The sequence below is a fragment of the Citrobacter sp. MGH104 genome (assembly GCF_001034485.1).
GTDB lineage: Bacteria > Pseudomonadota > Gammaproteobacteria > Enterobacterales > Enterobacteriaceae > Citrobacter > Citrobacter freundii.
Genome location: NZ_KQ089818.1, coordinates 3,410,258 through 3,433,097, shown reverse-complemented (window position 1 = coordinate 3,433,097; position 22,840 = coordinate 3,410,258). Strand labels below are relative to the sequence as shown.

The 22,840-nt window shown below is 52.7% G+C and carries 21 protein-coding genes; 3 read left to right on the top strand and 18 right to left on the bottom strand.

The window, feature by feature from the left end:
• Positions 1-9 precede the first annotated feature (9 nt).
• The 12 genes from holB to yceD form a co-directional block, all read right to left on the bottom strand.
• Complete coding sequence (holB, locus tag SK34_RS16115; RefSeq protein WP_048233450.1) at positions 10-1,014, bottom strand: DNA polymerase III subunit delta'; 1,005 nt, start codon at positions 1,012-1,014, stop codon at positions 10-12.
• A complete protein-coding gene (gene tmk, locus SK34_RS16110; protein WP_003036268.1) occupies positions 1,011-1,652 on the bottom strand; it encodes a dTMP kinase in 642 nt (213 codons plus the stop codon). Before tmk ends, holB begins: the two co-directional genes overlap by 4 nt.
• Positions 1,642-2,664, bottom strand: a complete 1,023-nt coding sequence (gene yceG, locus SK34_RS16105; RefSeq protein WP_044711596.1) for a cell division protein YceG — start codon at positions 2,662-2,664, stop codon at positions 1,642-1,644. Before yceG ends, tmk begins: the two co-directional genes overlap by 11 nt.
• Positions 2,665-2,666: 2 nt before the next feature.
• Positions 2,667-3,476 (bottom strand): aminodeoxychorismate lyase, encoded by an 810-nt coding sequence (pabC, locus tag SK34_RS16100; protein ID WP_048233449.1) that lies wholly within the window; start codon positions 3,474-3,476, stop codon positions 2,667-2,669.
• A 135-nt stretch (positions 3,477-3,611) separates the two neighbouring features.
• The gene (fabF, locus tag SK34_RS16095; RefSeq protein WP_003036260.1) at positions 3,612-4,853 is read right to left on the bottom strand and encodes a beta-ketoacyl-ACP synthase II; all 1,242 of its coding nucleotides are present in this window, start codon (positions 4,851-4,853) and stop codon (positions 3,612-3,614) included.
• An 85-nt stretch (positions 4,854-4,938) separates the two neighbouring features.
• Positions 4,939-5,175 (bottom strand): acyl carrier protein, encoded by a 237-nt coding sequence (gene acpP, locus SK34_RS16090; protein ID WP_000103754.1) that lies wholly within the window; start codon positions 5,173-5,175, stop codon positions 4,939-4,941.
• A 155-nt stretch (positions 5,176-5,330) separates the two neighbouring features.
• Positions 5,331-6,065 (bottom strand): 3-oxoacyl-ACP reductase FabG, encoded by a 735-nt coding sequence (gene fabG, locus SK34_RS16085; protein ID WP_003036255.1) that lies wholly within the window; start codon positions 6,063-6,065, stop codon positions 5,331-5,333.
• 12 nt (positions 6,066-6,077) lie between these two features.
• Entirely contained in the window at positions 6,078-7,007 is a 930-nt protein-coding gene (fabD, locus tag SK34_RS16080; RefSeq protein WP_048233447.1) for an ACP S-malonyltransferase, read from the bottom strand.
• A 15-nt stretch (positions 7,008-7,022) separates the two neighbouring features.
• Positions 7,023-7,976: a beta-ketoacyl-ACP synthase III gene (gene fabH, locus SK34_RS16075; protein ID WP_003832181.1), complete on the bottom strand. Its 954-nt coding sequence runs from the start codon at positions 7,974-7,976 to the stop codon at positions 7,023-7,025.
• A gap of 77 nt (positions 7,977-8,053) precedes the next feature.
• On the bottom strand, positions 8,054-9,133 hold the full coding sequence (gene plsX / locus SK34_RS16070; RefSeq protein ID WP_003836738.1) for a phosphate acyltransferase PlsX: 1,080 nt from the start codon (positions 9,131-9,133) through the stop codon (positions 8,054-8,056).
• 123 nt (positions 9,134-9,256) lie between these two features.
• Positions 9,257-9,430: a 50S ribosomal protein L32 gene (rpmF, locus tag SK34_RS16065; RefSeq protein ID WP_003036242.1), complete on the bottom strand. Its 174-nt coding sequence runs from the start codon at positions 9,428-9,430 to the stop codon at positions 9,257-9,259.
• Positions 9,431-9,446: 16 nt separating this feature from the next.
• On the bottom strand, positions 9,447-9,968 hold the full coding sequence (gene yceD, locus SK34_RS16060; protein WP_003036239.1) for a 23S rRNA accumulation protein YceD: 522 nt from the start codon (positions 9,966-9,968) through the stop codon (positions 9,447-9,449).
• 197 nt (positions 9,969-10,165) lie between these two features.
• Here yceD and SK34_RS16055 point away from each other — a divergent pair, with 197 nt between their 5' ends.
• Positions 10,166-10,750 carry a Maf family protein gene (locus tag SK34_RS16055; RefSeq protein ID WP_003836743.1) on the top strand — a complete coding sequence of 195 codons (585 nt, stop codon included), beginning with the start codon at positions 10,166-10,168 and terminating at the stop codon, positions 10,748-10,750.
• Between the two features lie 82 nt (positions 10,751-10,832).
• Here SK34_RS16055 and rluC read toward each other — a convergent pair whose 3' ends face one another.
• Positions 10,833-11,786 (bottom strand): 23S rRNA pseudouridine(955/2504/2580) synthase RluC, encoded by a 954-nt coding sequence (rluC, locus tag SK34_RS16050; protein ID WP_003036228.1) that lies wholly within the window; start codon positions 11,784-11,786, stop codon positions 10,833-10,835.
• Between the two features lie 699 nt (positions 11,787-12,485).
• On the opposite strand from rluC, the gene rne reads away from it, so the two are divergent.
• The gene (gene rne / locus SK34_RS16045) at positions 12,486-15,749 is read left to right on the top strand and encodes a ribonuclease E (protein ID WP_048233444.1); all 3,264 of its coding nucleotides are present in this window, start codon (positions 12,486-12,488) and stop codon (positions 15,747-15,749) included.
• A 39-nt stretch (positions 15,750-15,788) separates the two neighbouring features.
• Here the strand turns inward: rne and SK34_RS16040 are convergent, their stop codons facing one another.
• Positions 15,789-16,814 (bottom strand): LysR family transcriptional regulator, encoded by a 1,026-nt coding sequence (locus SK34_RS16040; RefSeq protein WP_044700682.1) that lies wholly within the window; start codon positions 16,812-16,814, stop codon positions 15,789-15,791.
• 21 nt (positions 16,815-16,835) lie between these two features.
• On the opposite strand from SK34_RS16040, the gene SK34_RS16035 reads away from it, so the two are divergent.
• Positions 16,836-18,035 (top strand): MFS transporter, encoded by a 1,200-nt coding sequence (locus tag SK34_RS16035; protein WP_048233443.1) that lies wholly within the window; start codon positions 16,836-16,838, stop codon positions 18,033-18,035.
• Between the two features lie 77 nt (positions 18,036-18,112).
• Here SK34_RS16035 and flgL read toward each other — a convergent pair whose 3' ends face one another.
• The 4 genes from flgL to SK34_RS16015 form a co-directional block, all read right to left on the bottom strand.
• A complete protein-coding gene (flgL, locus tag SK34_RS16030; RefSeq protein WP_003836751.1) occupies positions 18,113-19,066 on the bottom strand; it encodes a flagellar hook-associated protein FlgL in 954 nt (317 codons plus the stop codon).
• Positions 19,067-19,080: 14 nt separating this feature from the next.
• Positions 19,081-20,739, bottom strand: a complete 1,659-nt coding sequence (flgK, locus tag SK34_RS16025; protein WP_003836752.1) for a flagellar hook-associated protein FlgK — start codon at positions 20,737-20,739, stop codon at positions 19,081-19,083.
• A 64-nt stretch (positions 20,740-20,803) separates the two neighbouring features.
• On the bottom strand, positions 20,804-21,754 hold the full coding sequence (flgJ, locus tag SK34_RS16020) for a flagellar assembly peptidoglycan hydrolase FlgJ (protein ID WP_048233441.1): 951 nt from the start codon (positions 21,752-21,754) through the stop codon (positions 20,804-20,806).
• Positions 21,754-22,830: a flagellar basal body P-ring protein FlgI gene (locus SK34_RS16015; RefSeq protein ID WP_057063917.1), complete on the bottom strand. Its 1,077-nt coding sequence runs from the start codon at positions 22,828-22,830 to the stop codon at positions 21,754-21,756. The genes flgJ and SK34_RS16015 overlap by 1 nt, the downstream gene beginning before the upstream one ends.
• Between the last annotated feature and the right edge of the window lie 10 nt (positions 22,831-22,840).

The following is a 22,840-nucleotide window of genomic DNA, read 5'->3' as shown; positions in this document are numbered from 1 at the left end:
ATGTCTCTCTCAAAGATGGGGAACAGGCAGTACGGTGCCTGGTTGCAGGTAATGCTCAATACGAAGAATAAGATCGGTTAATACCAGCTCGCGGTTTACGCCCGTCACGTTCAGCAACTGCTGACGGCAATGACAAACGTCACCGAGTATCGCCTGTATCTGGGCAACGGATAACCGTTCTGCGATGGAAGATATCAGGTCCAGGGCATCGGGATTGGTTAAATGGGCAATCCCATACGGACGTTTCAACGCATCCGTAAACAACGTTGCCAGCCAGTGTAAACGGGCGGCAGACTGATCGTGGTTTAACGCCGCGAGCAAGATATACCAATCACCGGCGTTTAATGTATTCACCAGTGCCGCACAAAAATCTGTACGGTGTGCCCAGCTTTCAGCCTGTAACAGCGTGAGTGCCGCGCCTGGCGAACCGGCACTTAGACGTAACGCGCTAAGCAGCGCTTCTGACGACGCAGTCACTTCACGAGCAAGCCAGGAGATAGCATACGACTCCGGAGGTGGCGCAAGATGATGTAACCGACAACGGCTGCGTAATGTCGCCAGCAAACGAGCTGGCTCTGTGCTGGCGAGGAAAAACCAGGTCTGTGCCGGGGGCTCTTCCAGCGTTTTCAACAGGGCATTGGCGGCAGCATCGGTTAACTGGGCGGCATCAGGGATCCACACGACCTTCGCACCGCCGAGACGCGAATGCTCGTACAGCTTTTCACTGACTTCGCGTACAGCATCAACCCCCAGCGTGCTTTTGCCTTTTTCTGGCAGCAGCGAATAGTAGTCAGGGTGCGTCCCCGCCTGCATCAGCTGACAGCCACGGCACTGTCCGCAGCTTTTATGTCCTTCCGGCTGCTGGCACATTAAATAGCGGCTGAGAGCGTAAATAAGCGCCTCGTCGCCCATTCCGGGTAACGCCTGAATCAGTAACGCATGGTGACCACGACCCGCCTGGTAGCTGGCCACCAGTTTTTCAAAATCCGGTCGTAACCATGGGTACCATTTCATGCGCCCTGCTCCTTCACCCATTGGGTGATGGTATTGCGAATATCAGCCATCACAGCCTCCAGCGGCTGCGTAGCGTCTATAGTGCGAATGCTGGCGTCTTTGGCAGCCAGCTCAAGATAGCGCGCGCGGGTACGATTAAAGAAATCGAAAGATTCCTGCTCAATACGATCCAGCTCGCCGCGTGCACGGGCACGCTTCAACCCGACTTCTGGCGTCACATCCAGATAGATAGTCAGATCCGGGCGAAAATCGCCGAGTACTGCATCGCGCAGGGTTGCCAGCATGTTTTGATCGATACCACGTCCACCGCCCTGATACGCCTGAGTAGACAGATCGTGACGATCGCCAATTACCCACGCGCCTTTCGCCAGCGCAGGTTTAATAACGGTTTCGACCAGCTGTACACGCGCAGCGTAAAACATCAGAACTTCGGCTTTGTCGGTGATAACCTCGTCACCCACCGACTTAATGTCCAGCACCAGGCTTCTTAGTTTCTCAGCCAGTTGCGTGCCGCCAGGTTCGCGGGTGAAAACCATGTCACGAATACCGAGTTGCTCAAGTGTCTCTACCACTACGTTACGCGCGGTGGTTTTTCCGGCGCCTTCCAGGCCCTCGATGACGATATAGTTACTGCCCATTTTTTTCCTTAAGCACTTTCAGGTAATCCTGCACGGACCGGTTGTGGCTGGCAAGATTGGTGTTAAACGTGTGGCCACCTTTACCGTCAGCCACAAAATAAAGATACGGCGTTTTTGCCGGATGTGCCGCGGCCTGCAACGATGCCTCTCCCGGCATGGCAATCGGGCCAGGTGGCAGTCCTGTAATGGTATAGGTGTTATAAGCGGTCGGGGTGTCTAAATCCACGCGCGACAATTTGCCATTATACCGTGACCCCATACCGTAAATCACCGTCGGATCGGTTTGTAAACGCATACCGATACGTAAACGGTTAATAAACACCGAAGCCACCTGGTCACGCTCGCTGGCAACCGCAGTCTCTTTTTCAATAATAGAAGCCATGGTTACCAGCTGATTTTTGTCCTGATAAGGCAGGCCATCAGCGCGCCCTTCCCAGACAGTATCCACCGCTTTAACCATTTTCTGATGCGCGCGTTTTAGCAACGCTACGTCAGTCGTATTGGCGGTATACATCCAGGTATCTGGCCAGAACCAACCTTCCACCCATTGCGGGTTTTCCAGTTTCAGCGCCTGGGCCACGGTCTCATAGCTATCGTCGCTTAACGTATGTTTGATATACGGGGCATCGCGCAGCTGTTTCAGGTAATCGCTTAGGCGCATCCCTTCAACCAGACGTAAAGGGAACTGCGCCTCTTTTCCGCTTTCCAGCAGGTGCAGCATATCCCGAACCGTCATGTCGGGTGTAAAACGGTAGGTTCCGGCCTTAAAATGCGACAGTTCGGGTTCCACACGCAGCAGCCATTGGAACACGCGCGGACGGTTAATAACCTTGTCCGCATACAGCTGTTCGCCCAGGGCCAGGCGGCCCGTCCCCGCTTTCAGCGTAAAAATCGTCTCTTCTTTAATCAATAATTTACTGTCCGCCAGATGGCGAACCTTCCACATTCCCACTCCCGCGGCAATGCCCAGCACAACCAGCAATAACAGGACAACGAGTAACAGTTTTTTCATGACTAATTCGGGTGCTCACAAAGTGGGGCTAAAAAATCGAATAACAAACGTGAAGACAGCAATGTGTCGCCACAGGCACGCACGGGAATAATGGGCATTAACGCGTTACAGACGACGATTTCATCAGCCTGCATAACCTCCTCCAACCCGGCATACACTTCGACAATACTGAATGGCGATTGTGCCAGCATCCGGATACAGAATTGTCGCATAATGCCGTTTACTCCGGCCTGATCCAGGCGGGGCGTGTAAACCACATCACCTTTACGCCAGAACAAATTAGCCGCACAGCATTCCGTAACCCATCCCTCGCTGTCAAGAACCAGTGCTTCATCTGCGTCCGTCTGTTCAAGATGAGAGCGAATCAACACCTGCTCCAGTCGATTCAGATGCTTAAGTCCGGCAAGCAGTGGATTACGTCCCAGACGTACTGGGCTTAGCGCCAGCACAATGCCATCTTGCCGCCAACGATCGTAATGAACGGGCCAGGCTGAAACGGAGAGGATGCGTGTGGCGCTGTGACAACTTTTGCCACTGTAGCCCCGGCCTCCAGTGCCACGGCTGATAATCACTTTCAACACCCCGCGTACGTGCCCTTTCGCCAGCATTTTCATTTCATTTTGCAGCTCGGGCCAATTTTCAAAAGAGATCAGCAGTTTTTGGCAAGCGTCTTGTAAACGCTCAAGATGCGCTGCAAAGAGAGGGATTTCGCCGTCGATAATACAGGCAGTGGTAAAACAGCCATCACCAAATTGGGTCGCTCGATCGCTTGCTGCCAGCATATTCTGCTCGCAGCCATTAATTAAGAACATGGTGGCTCCTTATTTCTGGTCCGCTAGTTTGGCAGGATGAGTAACACAGGACAAGGGCGGAAAACCGAATAAAAAAAGGCCCGACAAGCGGACCTTTTCAATTTGCTATCGATGCTAGCGCATCACCTAACAGGCTTAAATCTTTTTAAAGATCAAAGAGCCGTTGGTACCACCGAAGCCAAAGGAGTTACACAGTGCATACTCCAGACCACTAACCTGACGCGCTTCGTGAGGTACGAAGTCCAGATCACAACCTTCATCCGGGTTATCCAGGTTGATGGTTGGCGGAATAGCCTGATCGCGCAGCGCCAGGATAGAGAAAATAGACTCTACCGCGCCCGCCGCACCCAACAGGTGTCCGGTCATAGATTTGGTGGAGCTTACCATTACACGGCTTGCCGCATCACCAAAGACAGATTTCACTGCCTGGGTTTCTGCTTTATCGCCTGCAGGCGTAGACGTACCATGCGCGTTGACATAGCCAATCTGACCCGCTTCGATAGCCGCATCACGCAGCGCGTTGACCATTGCCAGCGCAGCACCTGCACCGTTTTCCGGTGGTGACGTCATGTGGTAAGCATCACTGCTCATACCGAAGCCAACGACTTCAGCATAGATTTTTGCACCGCGCGCTTTCGCATGTTCGTACTCTTCCAGTACAACCATGCCTGCGCCGTCGCCCAGCACAAAGCCATCACGTTCTTTGTCCCACGGACGGCTTGCCGCTTGCGGGTTATCATTACGCGTAGACAGCGCACGTGCCGCGCCAAAACCACCCACGCCCAGCGGCGTACTGGCTTTTTCTGCACCACCCGCAACCATCGCGTCCGCATCGCCGTATGCAATGATACGTGCAGCATGACCGATGTTATGCACGCCTGAAGTACAGGCGGTCGCGATGGAGATGCTTGGCCCTTGCAGGCCGTACATGATGGTCAGGTGACCTGCCACCATGTTAACAATCGTCGACGGAACGAAGAACGGGCTGATCTTACGCGGTCCACCATTTACCAGAGAGGTATGGTTTTCTTCGATAAGACCGAGACCGCCAATACCAGAGCCGATAGCGGCGCCAATACGGTGGGCGTTCTCTTCCGTTATTTCGAGGCCAGAATCCTGCATGGCCTGAACGCCAGCGACAATTCCATATTGAATGAAAGCATCCATCTTGCGCTGTTCTTTGCGCGAGATAATGTCTTCACAGTTAAAATCCTTTACTAAGCCAGCAAATTTCGTTGCATAGGCGCTAGTATCGAAATGGTCGATCAGGCTGATGCCACTCTGACCGGCAAGGAGAGCTTTCCAGGTAGACTCTACGGTATTGCCGACAGGAGACAACATGCCCAGTCCGGTCACAACTACACGACGCTTAGACACGGTTGTCCTCCAGGGAGGGAAAATAATTCAAGTGGGATAAAAAGATAAAACTCAGGCGGTCGAATGACCGCCTGGAGATGTTCACTTACGCCTGGTGGCCGTTGATGTAATCAATGGCAGCCTGAACGGTAGTGATTTTCTCAGCTTCTTCGTCCGGAATCTCAGTATCAAACTCTTCTTCCAGAGCCATTACCAGCTCAACGGTGTCAAGAGAATCTGCGCCCAGGTCTTCAACGAAGGAAGCATTGTTGGTTACTTCTTCCTGCTTAACGCCCAGCTGTTCGCCGATAATTTTCTTAACGCGTTCTTCGATAGTGCTCATACTCTTAAATTTCCTATCAAAACTCGCTTTCGCGATGGTTTTCGTAGTGTATAAAATGTTGAAAAATTTGCAACTAAATCCCGGCAGGTCTTACCACGATTTTGCGCTATTTTGAGGCCATTCACCCTAATAACGCAAATATTTTTCAATCGTGGTTAAACCATGTACATCCCGCCGTTGACGTGCAAAGTCTCACCTGTGATGTAACTTGCTTCGTCAGAAGCTAAAAATGCAACCGCACTGGCGATTTCCTGAGCGCCGCCAAGGCGACCCGCAGGAACCTGCGCCAGAATACCCGCACGCTGATCATCAGACAGCGCACGCGTCATGTCCGTTTCAATAAAGCCCGGAGCAACAACGTTTACAGTAATGCCACGAGACGCAACTTCGCGCGCCAGTGATTTACTGAAGCCGATCAGACCCGCTTTCGCCGCAGCGTAGTTAGCCTGACCTGCATTTCCCATGGTACCAACCACAGAACCGATAGTGATAATACGCCCATGACGCTTTTTCATCATAGCTCGCATTACCGCTTTTGACAGACGGAAAACAGATGACAGGTTGGTTTCGATGATATCGTTCCACTCGTCATCTTTCATGCGCATTAACAGGTTATCACGAGTAATCCCGGCATTATTGACCAGGATATCGACTTCACCAAATTCTGCGCGAATATTTTCCAGAACAGATTCGATAGATGCAGGATCGGTCACATTCAACATCAGACCTTTACCATTTGCACCTAAATAATCGCTAATGGCCTGCGCGCCGCTTTCGCTGGTAGCAGTACCGATAACTTTCGCGCCACGGGCAACGAGTGTCTCAGCAATTGCGCGGCCAATGCCACGGCTTGCACCGGTAACCAGCGCGATTTTTCCTTCAAAACTCATGGTCTTCCTCTTTTATTGCTCTAGCGCCGCAGACAGTGCCGCCGGCTCATTCAGTGCCGAAGCAGTCAGGGTGTCAACAATACGTTTCGTCAAACCGGTCAGAACTTTACCCGGACCGACTTCATACAGGTGCTCTACGCCCTGGGATGCCATAAATTCAACAGTTTTAGTCCACTGAACCGGGCTATACAGCTGACGAACCAACGCATCGCGAATAGCGTCTGCCGTGGTTTCACACTTCACATCGACATTGTTCACGACCGGAACCGTCGGTACGTTAAAGGTGATTTTCTGCAGCTCAACGGCCAGTTTCTCAGCAGCAGGCTTCATCAGCGCACAGTGAGACGGCACGCTAACTGGCAGTGGCAGAGCACGTTTCGCACCCGCAGCTTTACAGGCAGCGCCCGCACGTTCAACCGCTTCTTTATGACCCGCGATAACCACCTGGCCTGGCGAGTTGAAGTTGACCGGAGAAACGACCTGACCTTCTGCTGACTCTTCACATGCTTTAGCGATAGACGCATCATCAAGACCGATAATCGCAGACATACCGCCTGTGCCTTCTGGTACAGCTTCCTGCATGAACTTACCGCGCAGTTCTACCAGACGTACGGCATCAGCAAATGCGATCACGCCTGCGCAGACCAGCGCAGAATATTCGCCCAGACTGTGACCCGCCATCAGCGCAGGTGTTTTACCACCCTGCTGCTGCCATACGCGATAAAGCGCGACAGATGCGGTCAACAGCGCTGGCTGCGTCTGCCAGGTTTTATTCAGTTCTTCGGCCGGACCCTGCTGAGTCAACGCCCACAGATCATAGCCCAGCGCAGCTGATGCTTCAGCAAATGTTTCTTCAACAATCGGGTAGCTTGCTGCCATTTCAGACAACATCCCAACGGTCTGGGAACCCTGCCCCGGAAACACAAATGCAAATTGCGTCATGTTTAAATCCTTATACTAGAAACGAACCAGCGCGGAGCCCCAGGTGAATCCCCCCCCGAAGGCTTCAAGCAATATCAACTGCCCAGCTTTAATACGCCCGTCGCGGACGGCTTCGTCCAGCGCGCACGGTACGGAGGCAGCAGAGGTATTACCATGTCTGTCGAGCGTCACGACAACATTATCCATCGACATACCCAGCTTTTTCGCCGTCGCGCTGATAATGCGCAGGTTAGCCTGATGCGGTACCAGCCAGTCCAGCGCAGAACGGTCGAGATTATTGGCTTCCAGCGTTTCATCAACGATGTGCGCAAGCTCGGTCACCGCGACTTTAAATACTTCGTTACCCGCCATCGTCAGATGAATCGGGTTTTCTGGGTTCACGCGATCGGCGTTAGGCAGCGTCAACAGTTCGCCATAGCGACCGTCAGCGTGCAGATGCGTGGAGAGAATGCCTGGCTCTTCCGATGCGCTCAGTACAACCGCGCCCGCCCCATCACCGAAAATGATGATCGTTCCGCGATCGGTTGGATCACAGGTGCGCGCCAGAACATCAGAGCCAACGACCAGAGCATGCTTAACTGCGCCAGATTTAACATACTGGTCGGCAACGCTCAGGGCGTAAGTGAAACCAGCGCAAGCGGCTGCAACGTCAAACGCCGGACAGCCTTTGATCCCCAGCATACTTTGGATCTGGCACGCCGCGCTTGGAAATGCGTGAGTGGATGATGTGGTAGCAACCACAATCAGACCAATTTGCTCTTTGTCGATGCCCGCCATTTCAATCGCACGGTTTGCGGCGGCAAAGCCCATCGTCGCAACTGTTTCATTTGGCGCTGCAATATGGCGTTCACGGATACCTGTACGAGTGACGATCCACTCATCAGATGTCTCAACCATTTTTTCCAAATCGGCGTTAGTACGCACTTGTTCAGGCAGATAGCTGCCAGTACCAATAATCTTCGTATACATGTACGCTCAGTCACTTTTTGGTTATATACCGCCACGAGCAAATCGCTGATACGTTGGCCACATTCACAAACGCACCGTTATCTGTGTGCTCGTGAGGTTGCGCTTTCGCCACCGTCCAGCAGTTCGAATCCAGCTGGGTATACAGATTCCAGGCGAGCGGCAATTCGCTGAGGAACTTGTCGCTGCACCGCCTGCACTGCCTGTTCAATCGCGACTTCAAATGCTCGCTGATTGGCCGCACCATGACTCTTAATCACCGTGCCGCGCAATCCTAACAGACAGGCGCCATTATACTGGTCGGGGTTGAGGTGACTAAATCGCCTTGTCAGGCTTTTTTGTAACCAACGTTTTAATAACAGAAGCCACCACGACCGTTTTTTGCCCTCACCCTGAGATTTCAGCAGTGAAAGGAACATTCTGACAACACCTTCCATCGTCTTTAATGTGACATTACCTGTAAAACCGTCACAGACCAACACATCGGTTTTGCCAGTCAGTAACTCATTGGCTTCAAGATAGCCGATATAATTAATGGAAGGGATTGTTTTTAGCACAGCTGAAGCATCTCGAATACTGTCGAGACCTTTCGTTTCTTCTTCGCCGATGTTGAGTAACGCTACGCGAGGATTGGCAATACCAACAACCTCTTCTGCCAGCACGGAACCCATGACGGCAAATTGCACCAACATAGTGCTATCACAATCTACGTTGGCGCCCAAATCCAGCACCACCGTTTTGCCCTTTTGCTGATGCGGTAAAACCGTCACCAACGCCGGACGCTCAATCCCATCAAGGGGTTTGAGCAATAACTTCGCAAGTCCCATAAGTGCGCCCGTATTACCGGCGCTGACACAAGCTTGTGCCTGACCTTCTTTCACGAGCTCCAGGGCAACACGCATTGAGCTTCCACGACTGGCGCGAATAGCTTGCGAGGGCCGGGCATCACTGGCAATAACTGACTGAGCAGGGATAATCTGCAGACGCGAACGTTGTTCGAAGTCAGCTTTGGCAAGTAATGGCGTGATTGTATCGGGATCCCCGACTAAAAGAAGTGTGAGTTGCGAATTAGAATTCAGTGCCTGCAATGCTGCAGGCACTGTCACGGTAGGGCCAAAATCTCCCCCCATGACATCTAACGCCAGGGTTAGACGTGTCAAGGTATCGTCGCTGCCCGGTTAGGTGTTTCCCCAGTTACCCGGGGAAAGCCTCACTAAGCTTCATCACGCGTTCACTCTTTGTCTTTCTCACCAGGGGTGGGAAAGCCATTGAGTCATGCGTGATTACTTAGCGATTACCTTACGGCCACGGTAGAAACCGTCGGCAGTGATGTGGTGACGCAGGTGTTGTTCACCAGAAGTTTTGTCTACAGACAGGCTGGTGACTGCGGTCAGAGCGTCATGAGAACGACGCATGCCACGTTTGGAACGGGTTGGTTTATTCTGTTGTACGGCCATGGACCTTACTCCTCAATTACTTACGCTTTAAGCTGGCTAATACGGCAAATGGGTTTGGTTTTTGCGCTTCATCAGGCAATTCGCCAAAGACCATGTCCGCCTCGGACACTTCACAGTGTTCAGAATCATGCACCGGAACTACCGGCAAGGAGAGGATAATCTCATCTTCAACCATTGCAAGCAGATCGATTTCACCGAATTCGTTAACCTCAATCGGCTCATACGCTTCCGGGAGTGCTTCAGCCTGCTCGTCAGAACGGACAGGACTAAAACAATATGTTGTGTGAACATGAAGTGGGAACGGTTTCCCGCAACGCTGACATTCGAGCGTAACCGATACCTTCGCATCACCGGTTATAACGGCGAGACGCTGGTTATCGATAGCGAACGACATGGAGCATTCCACATCACTGTCCACACTGACTACAGAATCGGCGACGCGCTCAACCAGATCAGAAGTATAGATACCTTCATAATCGAGGCGTTTTTGAGCCGTACGAACCGGATCAAGAGTCAGGGGTAATTTTACCTTTTGCATAGGGCGCGCATATTAACTTTGTAACGTCATATAGTCAAAGAAAAAGGCAGCCTGTGGTTGCCTTTTGCCAATAATTCGCACACATTGCGGGTCATCGACTTAAAATCGCTCAAGACAAGCCACTACAGCCAGCTTGTAGGTCGAAGTCCATAGTTTAAAATGGCTCTCATCAATACGCTATATGCGAGGGAAAAAATATGCCTCAACTTATTCTTGCTTCCACCTCTCCCTGGCGTCGCGCTTTACTCGAAAAACTGGCAATTCCGTTCGAATGCGCAGCACCAGAGGTTGATGAAACACCATTACCAGGCGAGGCGCCACGTCATCTGGTGTTGCGACTGGCGCAGCAAAAAGCGCAATCACTCGCCCACCGTTATCCCTCGCATCTGATTATTGGCTCCGATCAAATTTGTGTTCTTGATGGTGAAATAACCGGTAAACCATTAACAGAAGAAAATGCGCGCCAACAGTTACTCAAAGCCCGTGGCAATATTGTGACGTTTTACACCGGACTGGCGCTGTATAATTCTGCGACCGGACATTTACAAACTGAAGTAGAACCTTTTGACGTCCATTTCCGTCATTTAAGCGAGGCGGAAATTGATGATTATCTGCGCAAAGAGCGTCCGCTCCATTGTGCAGGTAGTTTCAAAAGTGAAGGATTAGGTATTGCACTCTTTGAACGCCTGGAGGGTCGTGACCCAAATACCTTGGTAGGTTTGCCGCTGATCGCGTTGTGTCAAATGCTGCGGCGGGAAGAAATGAACCCGTTGAACGCCTGATTAATCTGCCTGATGTCGACGCGATGCGTCTTATCAGGCCTACGGTTCATCACACGATTGTAGGCCTGATAAGCAACGCGCATCAGGCTTTGCTGCGTAATACCTCGAGGCAGCGCTTCAACTGTTTATCCATTGGCGCTTCAATACGCATCACTTCCCCCGTACCCGGATGAGTAAACTTCAACGCTGCGGCATGCAGGAAAAGTCGGTTCAACCCCGTATCCGCCAGTTGCTTATCGAACTCACGGTCACCGTAGCGATCGTCAAAAGCAATTGGATGACCGGCATACTGGGTATGCACACGGATCTGGTGCGTACGGCCGGTCACCGGGCTACAGCGCACAAGCGTGGCAAACGCATAGCGCTCTTCCACTTTAAAACGTGTTTCTGACGGTTTGCCTTCCTGATTCACCCGCACGATACGCTCGCCGCTTTGCAGAATGTTCTTTAACAGCGGCGCCTGCACGGTTTTGACATGCGACTGCCATTGGCCTCGAACCAGCGCGAGGTAATCTTTCTGCATGCCTTTTTCACGCAGTTGTTCATGCAATGAACGCAAGGCTGAGCGTTTTTTGGCAACCAGCAGCACACCGGAGGTATCCCGGTCGAGGCGATGCACCAGCTCAAGGAAACGCGCTTCCGGACGCAACGCACGTAATCCTTCAATGACGCCAAAGCTTAACCCGCTTCCGCCATGCACGGCCGTACCTGAAGGTTTGTTCAGCACCAGAATGTGGTCATCTTCATATAAAATGACATCGGTCAGCGCCGCAACCTTCTGCAGGTTTGGCGAAATGGCCTCTTCTTCACGTTCAGCGACACGCACAGGTGGAATACGCACAATATCCCCATCTTCGAGTTTGTACTCGGGTTTAATGCGTTTTTTATTCACCCGCACTTCGCCTTTACGCAAAATGCGATAAATCATACTTTTCGGCACACCCTTAAGCTGGGTGCGCAAAAAGTTGTCGATGCGTTGCCCTGCTTCGTCGGCAGTAATGGCAACTGTTTTTACGGCTGGAGTCTCTGTTTTCATGGGGGCCGATTTTAAATAGCCATCAAGATTCGCGCCACACATTTTTCTATGCTTATATTAACTGCTATACCTTATTACTTAAGTTTGACATAGCCGATTTGGTGGTTATTAAAGCAATCACTACGCGGAAGTGAAAAAACTGTGAGTAACCGGGTGATAAATGGCAAAAGTCATCTTGCTATAACAAGGTTAGCAGTGGAATAATGCGGTTGTTTCCGTGTTGAATCTTGTTAAAACAAGAACTTTTCCGGAATGACCCAATTTTGCCCGACCGATCATCAACGCAGCAATGGCGTAAGACGTATTGATCTTTCAGGCAGTTAGCGGGCTGCGGGTTGCAGTCCTTACCGGTAAGTGCTCTATGGATTTCACATTGTAGGAAGGCGGCAAGTCTGGATACCCCCAGGTTCTTACTCCTGTAAGTGACCAGGGTGAGAAGATAAAGCCAACGCACCGACAGCGTGAAAGACGACAAGCACAATGGAAGCTTCTCTGGAGAGTAACACCCAGACTGTTCCCCTGATAATTGCGCTGTGTTTCCGTATGAAATACAGGCAACCGACACTCTGCGCCTCTTTGAGCTGACGATAACCGTGAGGTTGGCGACGCGAATAGACACGAGGCCATCGGTTCACACCCGGAAAGGCATTACTCTGCCCGCAGCTTAGTCGTCAATGTAAGAATAATGAGTAAGTTACGATGAAAAGAATGTTAATTAACGCGACTCAGCAGGAAGAGTTGCGTGTCGCCCTTGTAGATGGGCAACGTCTGTACGATCTGGATATCGAAAGTCCTGGACACGAACAGAAAAAAGCCAACATCTATAAAGGCAAAATTACCCGTATTGAACCGAGTCTGGAAGCTGCTTTTGTTGATTACGGCGCTGAACGTCACGGTTTCCTCCCGTTAAAAGAAATTGCCCGCGAATACTTTCCCGCTAACTACAACTCCCATGGTCGTCCCAACATTAAAGACGTGTTGCGTGAAGGTCAGGAAGTCATCGTTCAGATCGATAAAGAAGAACGCGGCAACAAAGGCGCTGCGCTGACTACCTTTATCAGCCTGGCGGGTAGTTATCTGGTTCTGATGCCGAACAACCCGCGCGCGGGCGGCATCTCCCGTCGCATTGAAGGCGACGACCGTACCGAATTAAAAGAAGCGCTGGCAAGCCTGGAACTGCCTGATGGCATGGGGCTTATCGTGCGTACCGCAGGTGTAGGCAAATCCGCCGAAGCGCTGCAGTGGGATCTAAGCTTCCGCCTGAAGCACTGGGAAGCGATTCAAAAAGCCGCTGACAGCCGCCCTGCTCCGTTCCTGATCCATCAGGAAAGCAACGTTATCGTGCGTGCCTTCCGCGACTATCTGCGCCAGGACATCGGCGAAATCCTCATCGACAACCCAAAAGTCATGGAGATGGCGCGTCAGCACATCGCCGCGCTGGGTCGTCCGGATTTCAGCAGCAAAATCAAACTGTACACCGGCGAAATCCCGCTGTTCAGCCACTATCAGATCGAGTCTCAGATTGAGTCCGCGTTCCAACGCGAAGTGCGTCTGCCGTCCGGCGGCTCAATCGTTATCGACAGCACTGAAGCACTGACCGCTATCGATATCAACTCCGCACGCGCAACCCGCGGCGGCGACATCGAAGAAACAGCGTTCAACACCAACCTTGAAGCAGCCGATGAAATTGCACGTCAGCTGCGTCTGCGCGACCTCGGCGGTCTGATTGTAATCGACTTCATTGATATGACACCGGTTCGTCACCAGCGCGCGGTTGAAAACCGTCTGCGCGAGGCCGTACGCCAGGACAGAGCGCGTATTCAGATCAGCCATATTTCTCGCTTCGGTCTGCTGGAAATGTCCCGTCAGCGTCTGAGCCCGTCACTGGGTGAATCCAGCCATCACGTGTGCCCGCGCTGCTCCGGCACCGGTACCGTACGTGATAACGAATCACTGTCGCTGTCTATTCTGCGTCTGATCGAAGAAGAAGCACTGAAAGAAAATACGCAGGAAGTACACGCTATTGTTCCTGTGCCGATCGCTTCCTACCTGCTCAACGAAAAGCGTACCGCGGTAAATGCAATCGAGACGCGTCAGAATGGCGTGCGCTGTGTGATCGTGCCAAATGATCAGATGGAAACCCCGCACTATTCTGTGCTGCGCGTACGTAAAGGGGAAGAAACCCCGACCCTGAGCTATCTACTGCCGAAACTGCATGAAGAGGCAATGGCATTGCCGACGGAAGAAGAGTACGTCGAGCGTAAACAGCCTGAGCAACCGGCGCTGGCCACCTTCGCCATGCCAGACGTTCCGCCAGCTCCTGCTCTGCAGGAACCTGCCGCGAAAGCCGCCGCGCCTAAAGCTGCGGCAGCGACCGCAGCCGTTGCCGAACAGCCCGGTTTGATTAGCCGTTTCTTTGGCGCACTGAAGTCCATCTTCGGTGGTAGCGAAGAAGTGAAGCCGGTTGAACAACCTGCGCCGAAAGCTGAAGAGAAAACCGAACGCCAGCAGGATCGTCGTAAACCTCGTCAGAACAATCGTCGCGACCGTAACGATCGTCGTGATAACCGGGATAATCGCGGTGACCGTGACAACCGTAACGAACGTTCAGAAAACGGCGAAAACCGTGAAGATAACCGCCGTAACCGTCGTCAGTCACAGCAGCAAAATGCGGAAGCTCGCGATAACCGCCAGCAAACTACTGACGTTGCAGACAAAGCGAAATCTGGCGATGAGCAGCAGGCTCCGCGTCGCGAACGCAACCGCCGTCGTAACGATGACAAGCGTCAGGCTCAGCAGGAAGTTAAAGAGCTGAACCAGGCTGAACAACCTGTGCAGGATGCCGAGCAGGAAGAGCGCGTACGTCAGCCTCAGACTCGCCGTAAACAGCGTCAATTGACTCAGAAAGTGCGTTTCACTGACAGCCCGGCGGTTGAAACCGAAGTGGCAACTGCCGCAGTAGTTGCTGAAACCTCTGCCGCTCAGCCAACAGAACAGCCTGCACCAGCACAACGCACCGAACTGGCGAAAGTTGATCTGCCAGCCGTCGTTGCGACTGAGCAGGAAGACAACAGCGACGCGCGTGACTCCAATGGTATGCCGCGTCGTTCCCGTCGCTCCCCTCGCCATCTGCGCGTCAGTGGACAGCGTCGTCGTCGTTACCGTGACGAGCGTTATCCGGTTCAGTCACCAATGCCGTTAACGGTCGCCTGTGCATCTCCTGAATTAGCGTCCGGTAAAGTTTGGATCCGCTACCCTGTCGCACGTCCTCAGGATCAGCAGGTTGAAGAACAGCGCGAACAAGAAATGGTCCAGCAACAAGCCGCACCTGTCGCCGTAGAGCCTCAGGTTGCTGCAGCTGCCGTGGAACACATTGTGGATGCCCCTGCGCCAGTTGAAGCCGTGCAGCCAGAGATTGTCGTGGCTGAGCCTCAGGCCGCCGTTGTTGAAACCACACAGGTTGAAACCACGCATCCGGAAGTCATTGCGACCCCGGTCGAGGAACAACCGCAAATTATCGCTGCATCTGATGCGCCCGTTGCAGAAGAAATCGCCGCTGAAGCCGAACCTGTGGCTGACGTTGTGACTGCGCCGGTTGTTGAAGAGCCTGCAGAGGTTGTTATTTCCCAACCAGAAGTGGTTGAAGAGATTGCCGAAGTTGTGGAAACAGCGCCAGTTGATGAAGAGATTGCTGCGCCGCAGGAAGTTGTTGCAGCGCCAATTGTAGAAGCGACTGTCGTTAAGCCTGAAGTTGTCGCAGCCAGTGTTGATGCTGAACACCTTCACAGCCATGCGACCGCACCGATGACCCGCGCTCCGGCACCGGAATATGTGCCAGAAGCGCCGCGTCATAGCGACTGGCAGCGTCCGGCATTCGCCTTTGAAGGCAAAGGTGCCGCAGGTGGACACAGTGCAACGCATCAAGCGACTGCGCCAGCAACACGTCCTCAGCCTGTCGAGTAAGCAATAATAATATCAAAGCCGGCCTTCGGGTCGGCTTTTTTATATCTGATCTACGCCTTTCATCCCCGTCAGCTGCGGCATAACATCCTTCATTAAGTCCAGAAACTTGCGTAAGCGAATCGGATAGTAACGCGCCCACGGATAAACCAAATGTACAGGCAACGGCGCCGCATGCCACTCAGGTAGCAACGCAACCAGACGTCCGTTGGCAATATCCTCCGCCACCATCCAACTTGAAACAATAGTCACTCCCAACCCCGCCAGCGCGGCATTCCTTGCGACATAAATACTGTCGGTACTTAATCTGGGTGAAATATTCAACGTGACTGGCTCATTACGCAATTGGTGCAACAACGAAACGCTATGTTGATAAAACGTATTCACGGCAATCCAGGGCAGCGCTGATAACTGCTCAGGATGAGAAAGCTCGCCGTATTGTTCCAGCAGCCCAGGGCTCGCCACCATACTACGGGGAACTTCAGCCAGTAAAACGGCAACCGTGGCCGGATCCACCTCCGCACCAACCCTGATAGCGCAGTCAATATTATCGCTCAGAAAATCAACGGTTTTATCGTTGAGCATCCACTCTACTGCTACCTGGGGATAGCGCGAAAGAAACTGCAAAAGCGGCTCAAGCAGTTGTTGTTGCCCGAACGCATGCGGTGCACGGACTCGCAACGTCCCCACCGGTTCATCTTCTGTGACATTAAGTCCATCTTCCAGCGCCAGCCAGGCATCAATAATCTTCTTGGCATGCTGGTAGCCTCTTTCGCCGTCGTCGGTCAATTTCATCGCATGCGTGGTACGCATGATCAGTTTCACACCCAGCAGAGTTTCCAGGGATTGCAACCGTCGGCTTACGGTCGCTTGCGTTGTCCCCATCTGTTTTGCCGCTGCCGAAAGCGATCCTGCTTCGACAATACGTACAAACGTACGCATCAGCTCCACCCTGTCTATACGCTCATTTTTTATCATTTTCAGTTTCATCATACGTCTGACGTATAACTGTTTTACCACTGCGCTCGCTACCACGCCACTCGCTGAAGGATAAAAATAGCCGCACATCCTGTGATTGAGGAATCATCTGTGAACACATTTACCGCACTTTCCCGTTGGGTCACTTTCGTTCTGGCAGTAGGTGCCGGATTCAGTGTCGCTGCTATCTACTATGCTCAACCCCTTCTGCCTTTAATGGGTCAGGATCTGAACTTAAGTATTACCGGCATGGGGTTGGTCCCGACGCTGACCCAGGCGGGATACGCGCTGGGTATTTTGTTTTTATTGCCATTGGGCGATCGTTATGACCGCAGGACATTAATCCTGCTGAAAAGTATCTCTCTTGCTGTGCTGCTTCTGGCATGCAGCTTTACCGGGCAGTTGCATTCACTGTTAATAGTGAGTCTGTTGATGGGCATGGCGGCAACCATGGCACAAGATATTGTGCCTGCGGCGGCAATACTGGCGCCCGAAGGCAAACAGGGAAAAACGGTGGGCACCGTAATGACGGGCCTTCTGCTGGGAATTTTACTCTCACGTACCGTCAGTGGGCTGGTCGGTGAGGCGTTTGGCTGGCGTGAGATGTACCAACTTGCTGCCGTCAGTATTGCCGTAATTACCGCGATTATGTGGAAAGCACTGCCTCGTTTTACGGTCCATTCCACGTTGAGCTATCCATCATTAATGCTCTCGATGGTGCAACTTTGGCAACGATATTCCACCTTGCGCCGCGCAGCACTAGCACAAGGCTTTCTGTCCATTGCTTTTAGCGCCTTCTGGTCTACGCTGGCGGTGATGTTATCTGAGCATTACCACCTGGGTAGCGCTATAGCGGGTGCTTTTGGTATCGCGGGAGCAGCCGGAGCGCTTGCTGCACCGATGGCGGGCCATCTTGCCGATAAAGTGGGTGCAGCAAAAGTGACGCAATTGGGTGCTTTGCTGGTAACGGTATCTTTCGCACTGATGTTTTTGTTACCCGCCCTGCCCGTTCAGGGGCAGTGGCTGCTTATCGCCCTTTCGGCGGTAGGTTTTGATCTCGGATTGCAATCCAGCCTGGTTGCCCACCAAAACCTGGTCTATAGCCTGGAGCCTCAGGCACGAGGACGATTGAACGCTCTGCTGTTTACGATGGTGTTTATCGGTATGGCGCTGGGTTCCGTTCTCGGGAGTCAGGTCTATGCGCTTGCCAACTGGGAAGGAGTGGTGACGCTGGCAACATTCAGCAGTGCGATCGCGTTGGTCATAAGACTGACGGGGAACCCGTCGCTTAGTAAGCCGTCGGTTGCCTAAAAAAATGCCCGCTCCGGGGTGTTAAAGGAGCGGGCAGACAAACATACCCAGTTTCATGATATGTTCAAAATGGATCGTTACCGGTTAAGCTGGAACAGCGACATTCCCTGCATATCAGTAAACGTTTTATACGATGCCTGTAGTGCGGCTTGTTGCATCACGTAAGACGAAATCGCGGCGTTCCAGTCGACATCCACCAGATTACTCATCTGCTGAGTTTGCCCCAATGCACGATCGGCGCCCAGTGAATCCAGCGAGCTCAATTCGCTAAGCTGCGTGCCTAATTCTGCACGCACGGACAGCACATTATTCAGCGAGTTTTTAAGACCTCGGCTGGTTTTATCGATGGCTGCAGTGGCAGTAGCTTTTGCCGCATCATTGCCCTCAACCGGTGTCTTAAGCGCATCAATAGCAGTATCCAACATTTTGAACACATTCTTTTCCTGGGTACCGCCGCCTGGCTCCGGCACAGCGTTGCTGGTCAGACTGGCGAAGACTTTATCACCGGTATGACCAATCACCATGGTCCGGGAGGCATCAACCTGCTGGGTGACGTTTGTCGTACCGCCGCTGTAAGCGCCATCAGCCTGGGCAAACGGTGCAGATTCTGTTTTATATCCGCCAAAAATGTAGCGCCCATTACCGTCGGTGCTGTTAGCCAGGTTCATCAGTTGATCGCGGATCCCCTGCAGGTCGGTGGCCAACGATGCACGGTCATCATCACTTAACGTACCGTTTCCCGCACTAACGATTTTTTCCTGCGCGGTCTGGATCGCCGTCGTCACCTGATTCAGCACGTTCTCTTCCAGCGATACTTTTTGCGTCGCGAATGAACGCGCCAGCGTGTATTGGCTGTTCTGCGCCTGAGCCTGCGAAAGTACTACGGCCTGCGAGGCGGCAATCGGATCGTCAGATGGATTGATCACGCGTTTACCCGTCGACATCTGCTCGCCGAACTTCATCCATTCCGCCTGAGAGTTAGTGATGCCGCGCATATTCTGCTGGTACATCATCTGGGTGCTAATACGCATAGTCTCCCTCTCCCTTAGCGAATATTGATCAGTGCATCAAACAGCGCATTCGCAGTTTGCAGAACTTGCGCGTTAGCCAGGTAATATTGTTGATAACGCTGCAAATTTCCGTACTCTTCATCGAGGTTAACCCCGGAAATAGACTGCTGCTGCTTATAAAGCTGCGTTACCACGTTGTTCTGAGTAGTGGCGCTGGTTTTCAGCGTCGCCGTTTTGTTCCCGACATCGCTCACCAGCGTAGCGTAGGCATCATTAAACGTTTTATCACCGACGGTAGACTTGGTTTGCAGATCCAGCAGCTTTTGACCGTTACGGTTATCGCTTTTGCCTTTATCAACATTCGGATCAAGGTCGTTTTTGGATACTTCTGCCATGGCGATTTTCGACTCATCGGTCACCGCCACTTTCATATTGATAATGGCGTCACCCACGGGTTTCACCGTAAAGCTGTCATTTGCCAGCGCACCATTTTTGACAGTGATTTCCAGCCCATCAAACGACATTTTTCCGCCAGTGACGGTCGGCTTAAAGCTGGTATTGTCAGCCAGACGGGTTACCTGCCAGTCAGTACCATCAAACGTAATTTTATAGTCTGTGGCTTGCACCGACGAACTATCCGTTATTTTAACATCAAGCGCACCGGTCCCTTTATTCGTCGTATTGCTAAGGACTGCCGGGCCACCAATATCGAAAAAGTTTTTGCCCGGGTCGCCGTTGGCATCAAAACCTTCTTTGTGCTGCGTGTTAAACGCATCAGCAAAAGCGAGGGCCAACTGACCAAGGGTATTACGCGTTTGGTCGAGTTCCTGCGAACGGAACGTCAACAGCCCGCCCAGCGAACCGGTCGTGATCAGCTTTTCCGGGATGGCAACTTCTCCGGCCACGCCGTCAACATAAGCGACAGTCGTGCGAGAGGGATCGTCGCTGGAAGGGACTGCCGCCAGTTGGCGGGCGTTGCTGCCCTGCACCAGCGAATAACCATTCGCCATGGTCACGTTGTAAGTCCCGCCGTCCTGCACGCTGACTTCCACGCCGACAATTTGGTTCAGTTCACTCACCAACTGGTCGCGCTGGTCGAGTAAATCGTTCGGCGATGCCCCCGCGCCGACGCCCGTCATACGGGAAATCTGGTCGTTAAGGTTGGCAATCTGTTTCGAGTAATTGTTGATCTGGTCAACGCTGGCCTTAATCGCCGTGTTTACCTGCTTGTCCTGATCGCGCAGATACTGATCGGTCGTTTTAAACTGATTTACCAACCCATCAGCTTTACCGATCAGCGCCTGACGTGCCGCCGGATCTTCAGCGTTGCTGACCAGCGTCTGCAGGCTGGTAAAAAAACCCTGCATTGAGGTCGAAATAGAGCTGGTTTTGCTGGAGAGCAAATTATCGATTTTTGACATTTGCTCATAGCGCGTCGTCAGACCGCTGCTCTGGTTCTGCGCTGCTCTCAACTGGTTAGTGATAAAGGAGTCATATTCACGTTGTACACCAGAAACATAGACGCCATTACCTACCCAGCCCCCCGCACCCAGCGTGCTGTTCGCTTGCGCCATAATTGTTGTTTGTCGGGTATATCCGGCAACGTTATAGCTGGAGATGTTATTACTGGCAGTATTCAACGCGGCCTGCGCTGCGCTGAGTCCACTCATCGCGTTATTAATCAAGCTGGACATGGAGGTTCCTTGTAATCCTTCAATACTCGTTATTATCGGCAGCAGGTCGGTAGACTTGAGCTATTTAAAAGAGATTATCGAGATTCGTGCTGTAGGTTTTACTCACCTTTTCGCTCATCAATTTCAACTGCTGGATCATGCTGGTTAATTTACGTGCATAGTTAGGGTCTGTGGCGTAGCCCGCATTTTGCAATGCCTGCGCCCCCTGTTCGGCGGTCGCGGCAGCGGTCACCGCCGCATAGCGCGGGTTACGAGATATCAGACCGACATAATCCGACAACGCCTCAAGGTAAGAGCTATAGACGCGGAATCTGGCTTTCACCTTTTTCGCCTCACCGTTCTCATATTCAGTGGTGGTGATTTCAGTGGTTGGACCTTTCCAGCTTCCCGAAGCCTTCACACCAAAAATGTTGAAACTCGGTTCGCCATTCTCGCGACGAATTTGTCGCTGCCCCCATCCGGACTCCAGCGCCGCCTGCGCCAAAATCAGATGATGCGGGACCCCGCTCTGCTGACTGGCCAGCTTAGCCGGCAGTGACAGCTGGGCGAGGAAGTCTTTGCTGTCACCTGACAGCGGCTCATCATTGCTGTCTGTCGCCCGGGGGATGGCTTTGCGGACCAGTTGCGTCAGTGCCTGATTTTGATAGCTGGTCACCGTTTCCAGTGAAAACTTCATCGGCACCTGCGGCGCGTCATCCGCAGGTTGCGCTTGCCCTTCAGTCATCTGCTTGACCATCATTTCAGCCAGCCCCAGACCTTTGCCTGCGGTCATCTGCTGCGCAATTTGTTGGTCATACATGCTGGTATACAAGCGCGTTGAATCGCTGCTAAACACGCCATCTTTCGGCAGCGCTTCACGCATGCTTTTCAACATCATTTGCACGAACATCCCTTCAACCTGACGGGCGACCGGGCGGATATTCGCCGCCGGGTCCTGACCCGCTTTCGCTTTCAGTTCGTTCAGAGATTGCGCATCCCAGGCGGCACTGGTCAGCAGTTTGCTGTCACCAATCATTAGATGATTTCCAGTTTGGCGCGTAAGCAACCCGCGCTCTGCATCGATTGCAGAATGGACATCAGATCCATCGGCGTTGCCCCCAGTGCATTCAGCGCACGCACAACATTGTTCAGGTTGGCGCTGGAACGTACGCTTTGCAGCGAACCACCGCTTTGGCGCAGGTCAATCTGGGTTTGTGGCGTCACTACGGTTTGTCCACCGCCAAACGGTGTGTCCGGCTGGCTGACGTTTGCCTGGCGGTTCACCGTGATCGACAAGTTGCCTTGTGCCACGGCACAGCTATCCAGCGTTACTTCGCGGTTCATGACGACAGATCCGGTGCGCGAGTTGATAATCACTTTAGCGTCCTGCGGCGTGACGTTCACCTCCATATTCTGGATATCAGCAAGGAAACGCACCTGCGAGCTGTTGCCGCTTGGCACGCGCACCTGAATAGTGCGGGCATCCAACGCCGTTGCGCTGCCAAAGCCACGCGAGCGGTTAATGGTGTCGGTAATCTGCTGCGCCATCGTGAAATCTTCATTATTCAGTTGCAGATTAATGGTGTTACCGCCGCCGAACTGGCTGGGTAATTCACGTTCGATGGTCGCGCCGTTGGTAATGCGTCCGCCATTGAGCTGGTTTACCTGCACGCTGCTGCCACCCGCAGCTGCGCCCGCACCGCCAACCAGAATATTCCCCTGCGCCAACGCATATACCTGGCTATCGACCCCTTTCAGCGGGGTCATCAGCAACGTTCCGCCGCGCAGGCTTTTAGCGTTACCCATGGAAGAGACCACAACGTCAATAGTTTGCCCCTGACGACCAAAGGCCGGGAACTGCGCGGTGACCATTACCGCTGCCACGTTTTTCAACTGCATATTGGTGCCGGTGGGCACGGTGATCCCCAACTGCGACAGCATGTTGTTGAGCGTTTGCGTGGTAAACGGCGTCTGGGTGGTCTGGTCGCCTGTACCATCCAGACCGACCACTAGCCCATAACCAATCAGCGAGTTTTCCCGCACGCCTTGCACGCTGGTCAGGTCACGAATACGGTCGGCATGCGCGAAGGCGGTTACCAGCACCAGTGCCATTCCAACAAAA

Excerpts from the sequence above, each read along its gene's own strand:
- SK34_RS16055 (WP_003836743.1), top strand. The coding sequence starts at position 10,166 with ATGCCTCAACTTATTCTTGCTTCCACCTCTCCCTGGCGTCGCGCTTTA.
- tmk (WP_003036268.1), bottom strand. The coding sequence starts at position 1,652 with ATGGGCAGTAACTATATCGTCATCGAGGGCCTGGAAGGCGCCGGAAAA.
- fabD (WP_048233447.1), bottom strand. The coding sequence starts at position 7,007 with ATGACGCAATTTGCATTTGTGTTTCCGGGGCAGGGTTCCCAGACCGTT.
- acpP (WP_000103754.1), bottom strand. The coding sequence starts at position 5,175 with ATGAGCACTATCGAAGAACGCGTTAAGAAAATTATCGGCGAACAGCTG.
- flgK (WP_003836752.1), bottom strand. The coding sequence starts at position 20,739 with ATGTCCAGCTTGATTAATAACGCGATGAGTGGACTCAGCGCAGCGCAG.
- flgJ (WP_048233441.1), bottom strand. The coding sequence starts at position 21,754 with ATGATTGGTGACAGCAAACTGCTGACCAGTGCCGCCTGGGATGCGCAA.
- yceD (WP_003036239.1), bottom strand. The coding sequence starts at position 9,968 with ATGCAAAAGGTAAAATTACCCCTGACTCTTGATCCGGTTCGTACGGCT.
- yceG (WP_044711596.1), bottom strand. The coding sequence starts at position 2,664 with ATGAAAAAACTGTTACTCGTTGTCCTGTTATTGCTGGTTGTGCTGGGC.
- holB (WP_048233450.1), bottom strand. The coding sequence starts at position 1,014 with ATGAAATGGTACCCATGGTTACGACCGGATTTTGAAAAACTGGTGGCC.
- flgL (WP_003836751.1), bottom strand. The coding sequence starts at position 19,066 with ATGCGTATTAGCACCCAGATGATGTACCAGCAGAATATGCGCGGCATC.
- rluC (WP_003036228.1), bottom strand. The coding sequence starts at position 11,786 with ATGAAAACAGAGACTCCAGCCGTAAAAACAGTTGCCATTACTGCCGAC.
- fabG (WP_003036255.1), bottom strand. The coding sequence starts at position 6,065 with ATGAGTTTTGAAGGAAAAATCGCGCTGGTTACCGGTGCAAGCCGTGGC.
- SK34_RS16040 (WP_044700682.1), bottom strand. The coding sequence starts at position 16,814 with ATGTGCGGCTATTTTTATCCTTCAGCGAGTGGCGTGGTAGCGAGCGCA.
- SK34_RS16015 (WP_057063917.1), bottom strand. The coding sequence starts at position 22,830 with ATGGCACTGGTGCTGGTAACCGCCTTCGCGCATGCCGACCGTATTCGT.
- fabH (WP_003832181.1), bottom strand. The coding sequence starts at position 7,976 with ATGTATACGAAGATTATTGGTACTGGCAGCTATCTGCCTGAACAAGTG.
- rne (WP_048233444.1), top strand. The coding sequence starts at position 12,486 with ATGAAAAGAATGTTAATTAACGCGACTCAGCAGGAAGAGTTGCGTGTC.
- rpmF (WP_003036242.1), bottom strand. The coding sequence starts at position 9,430 with ATGGCCGTACAACAGAATAAACCAACCCGTTCCAAACGTGGCATGCGT.
- pabC (WP_048233449.1), bottom strand. The coding sequence starts at position 3,476 with ATGTTCTTAATTAATGGCTGCGAGCAGAATATGCTGGCAGCAAGCGAT.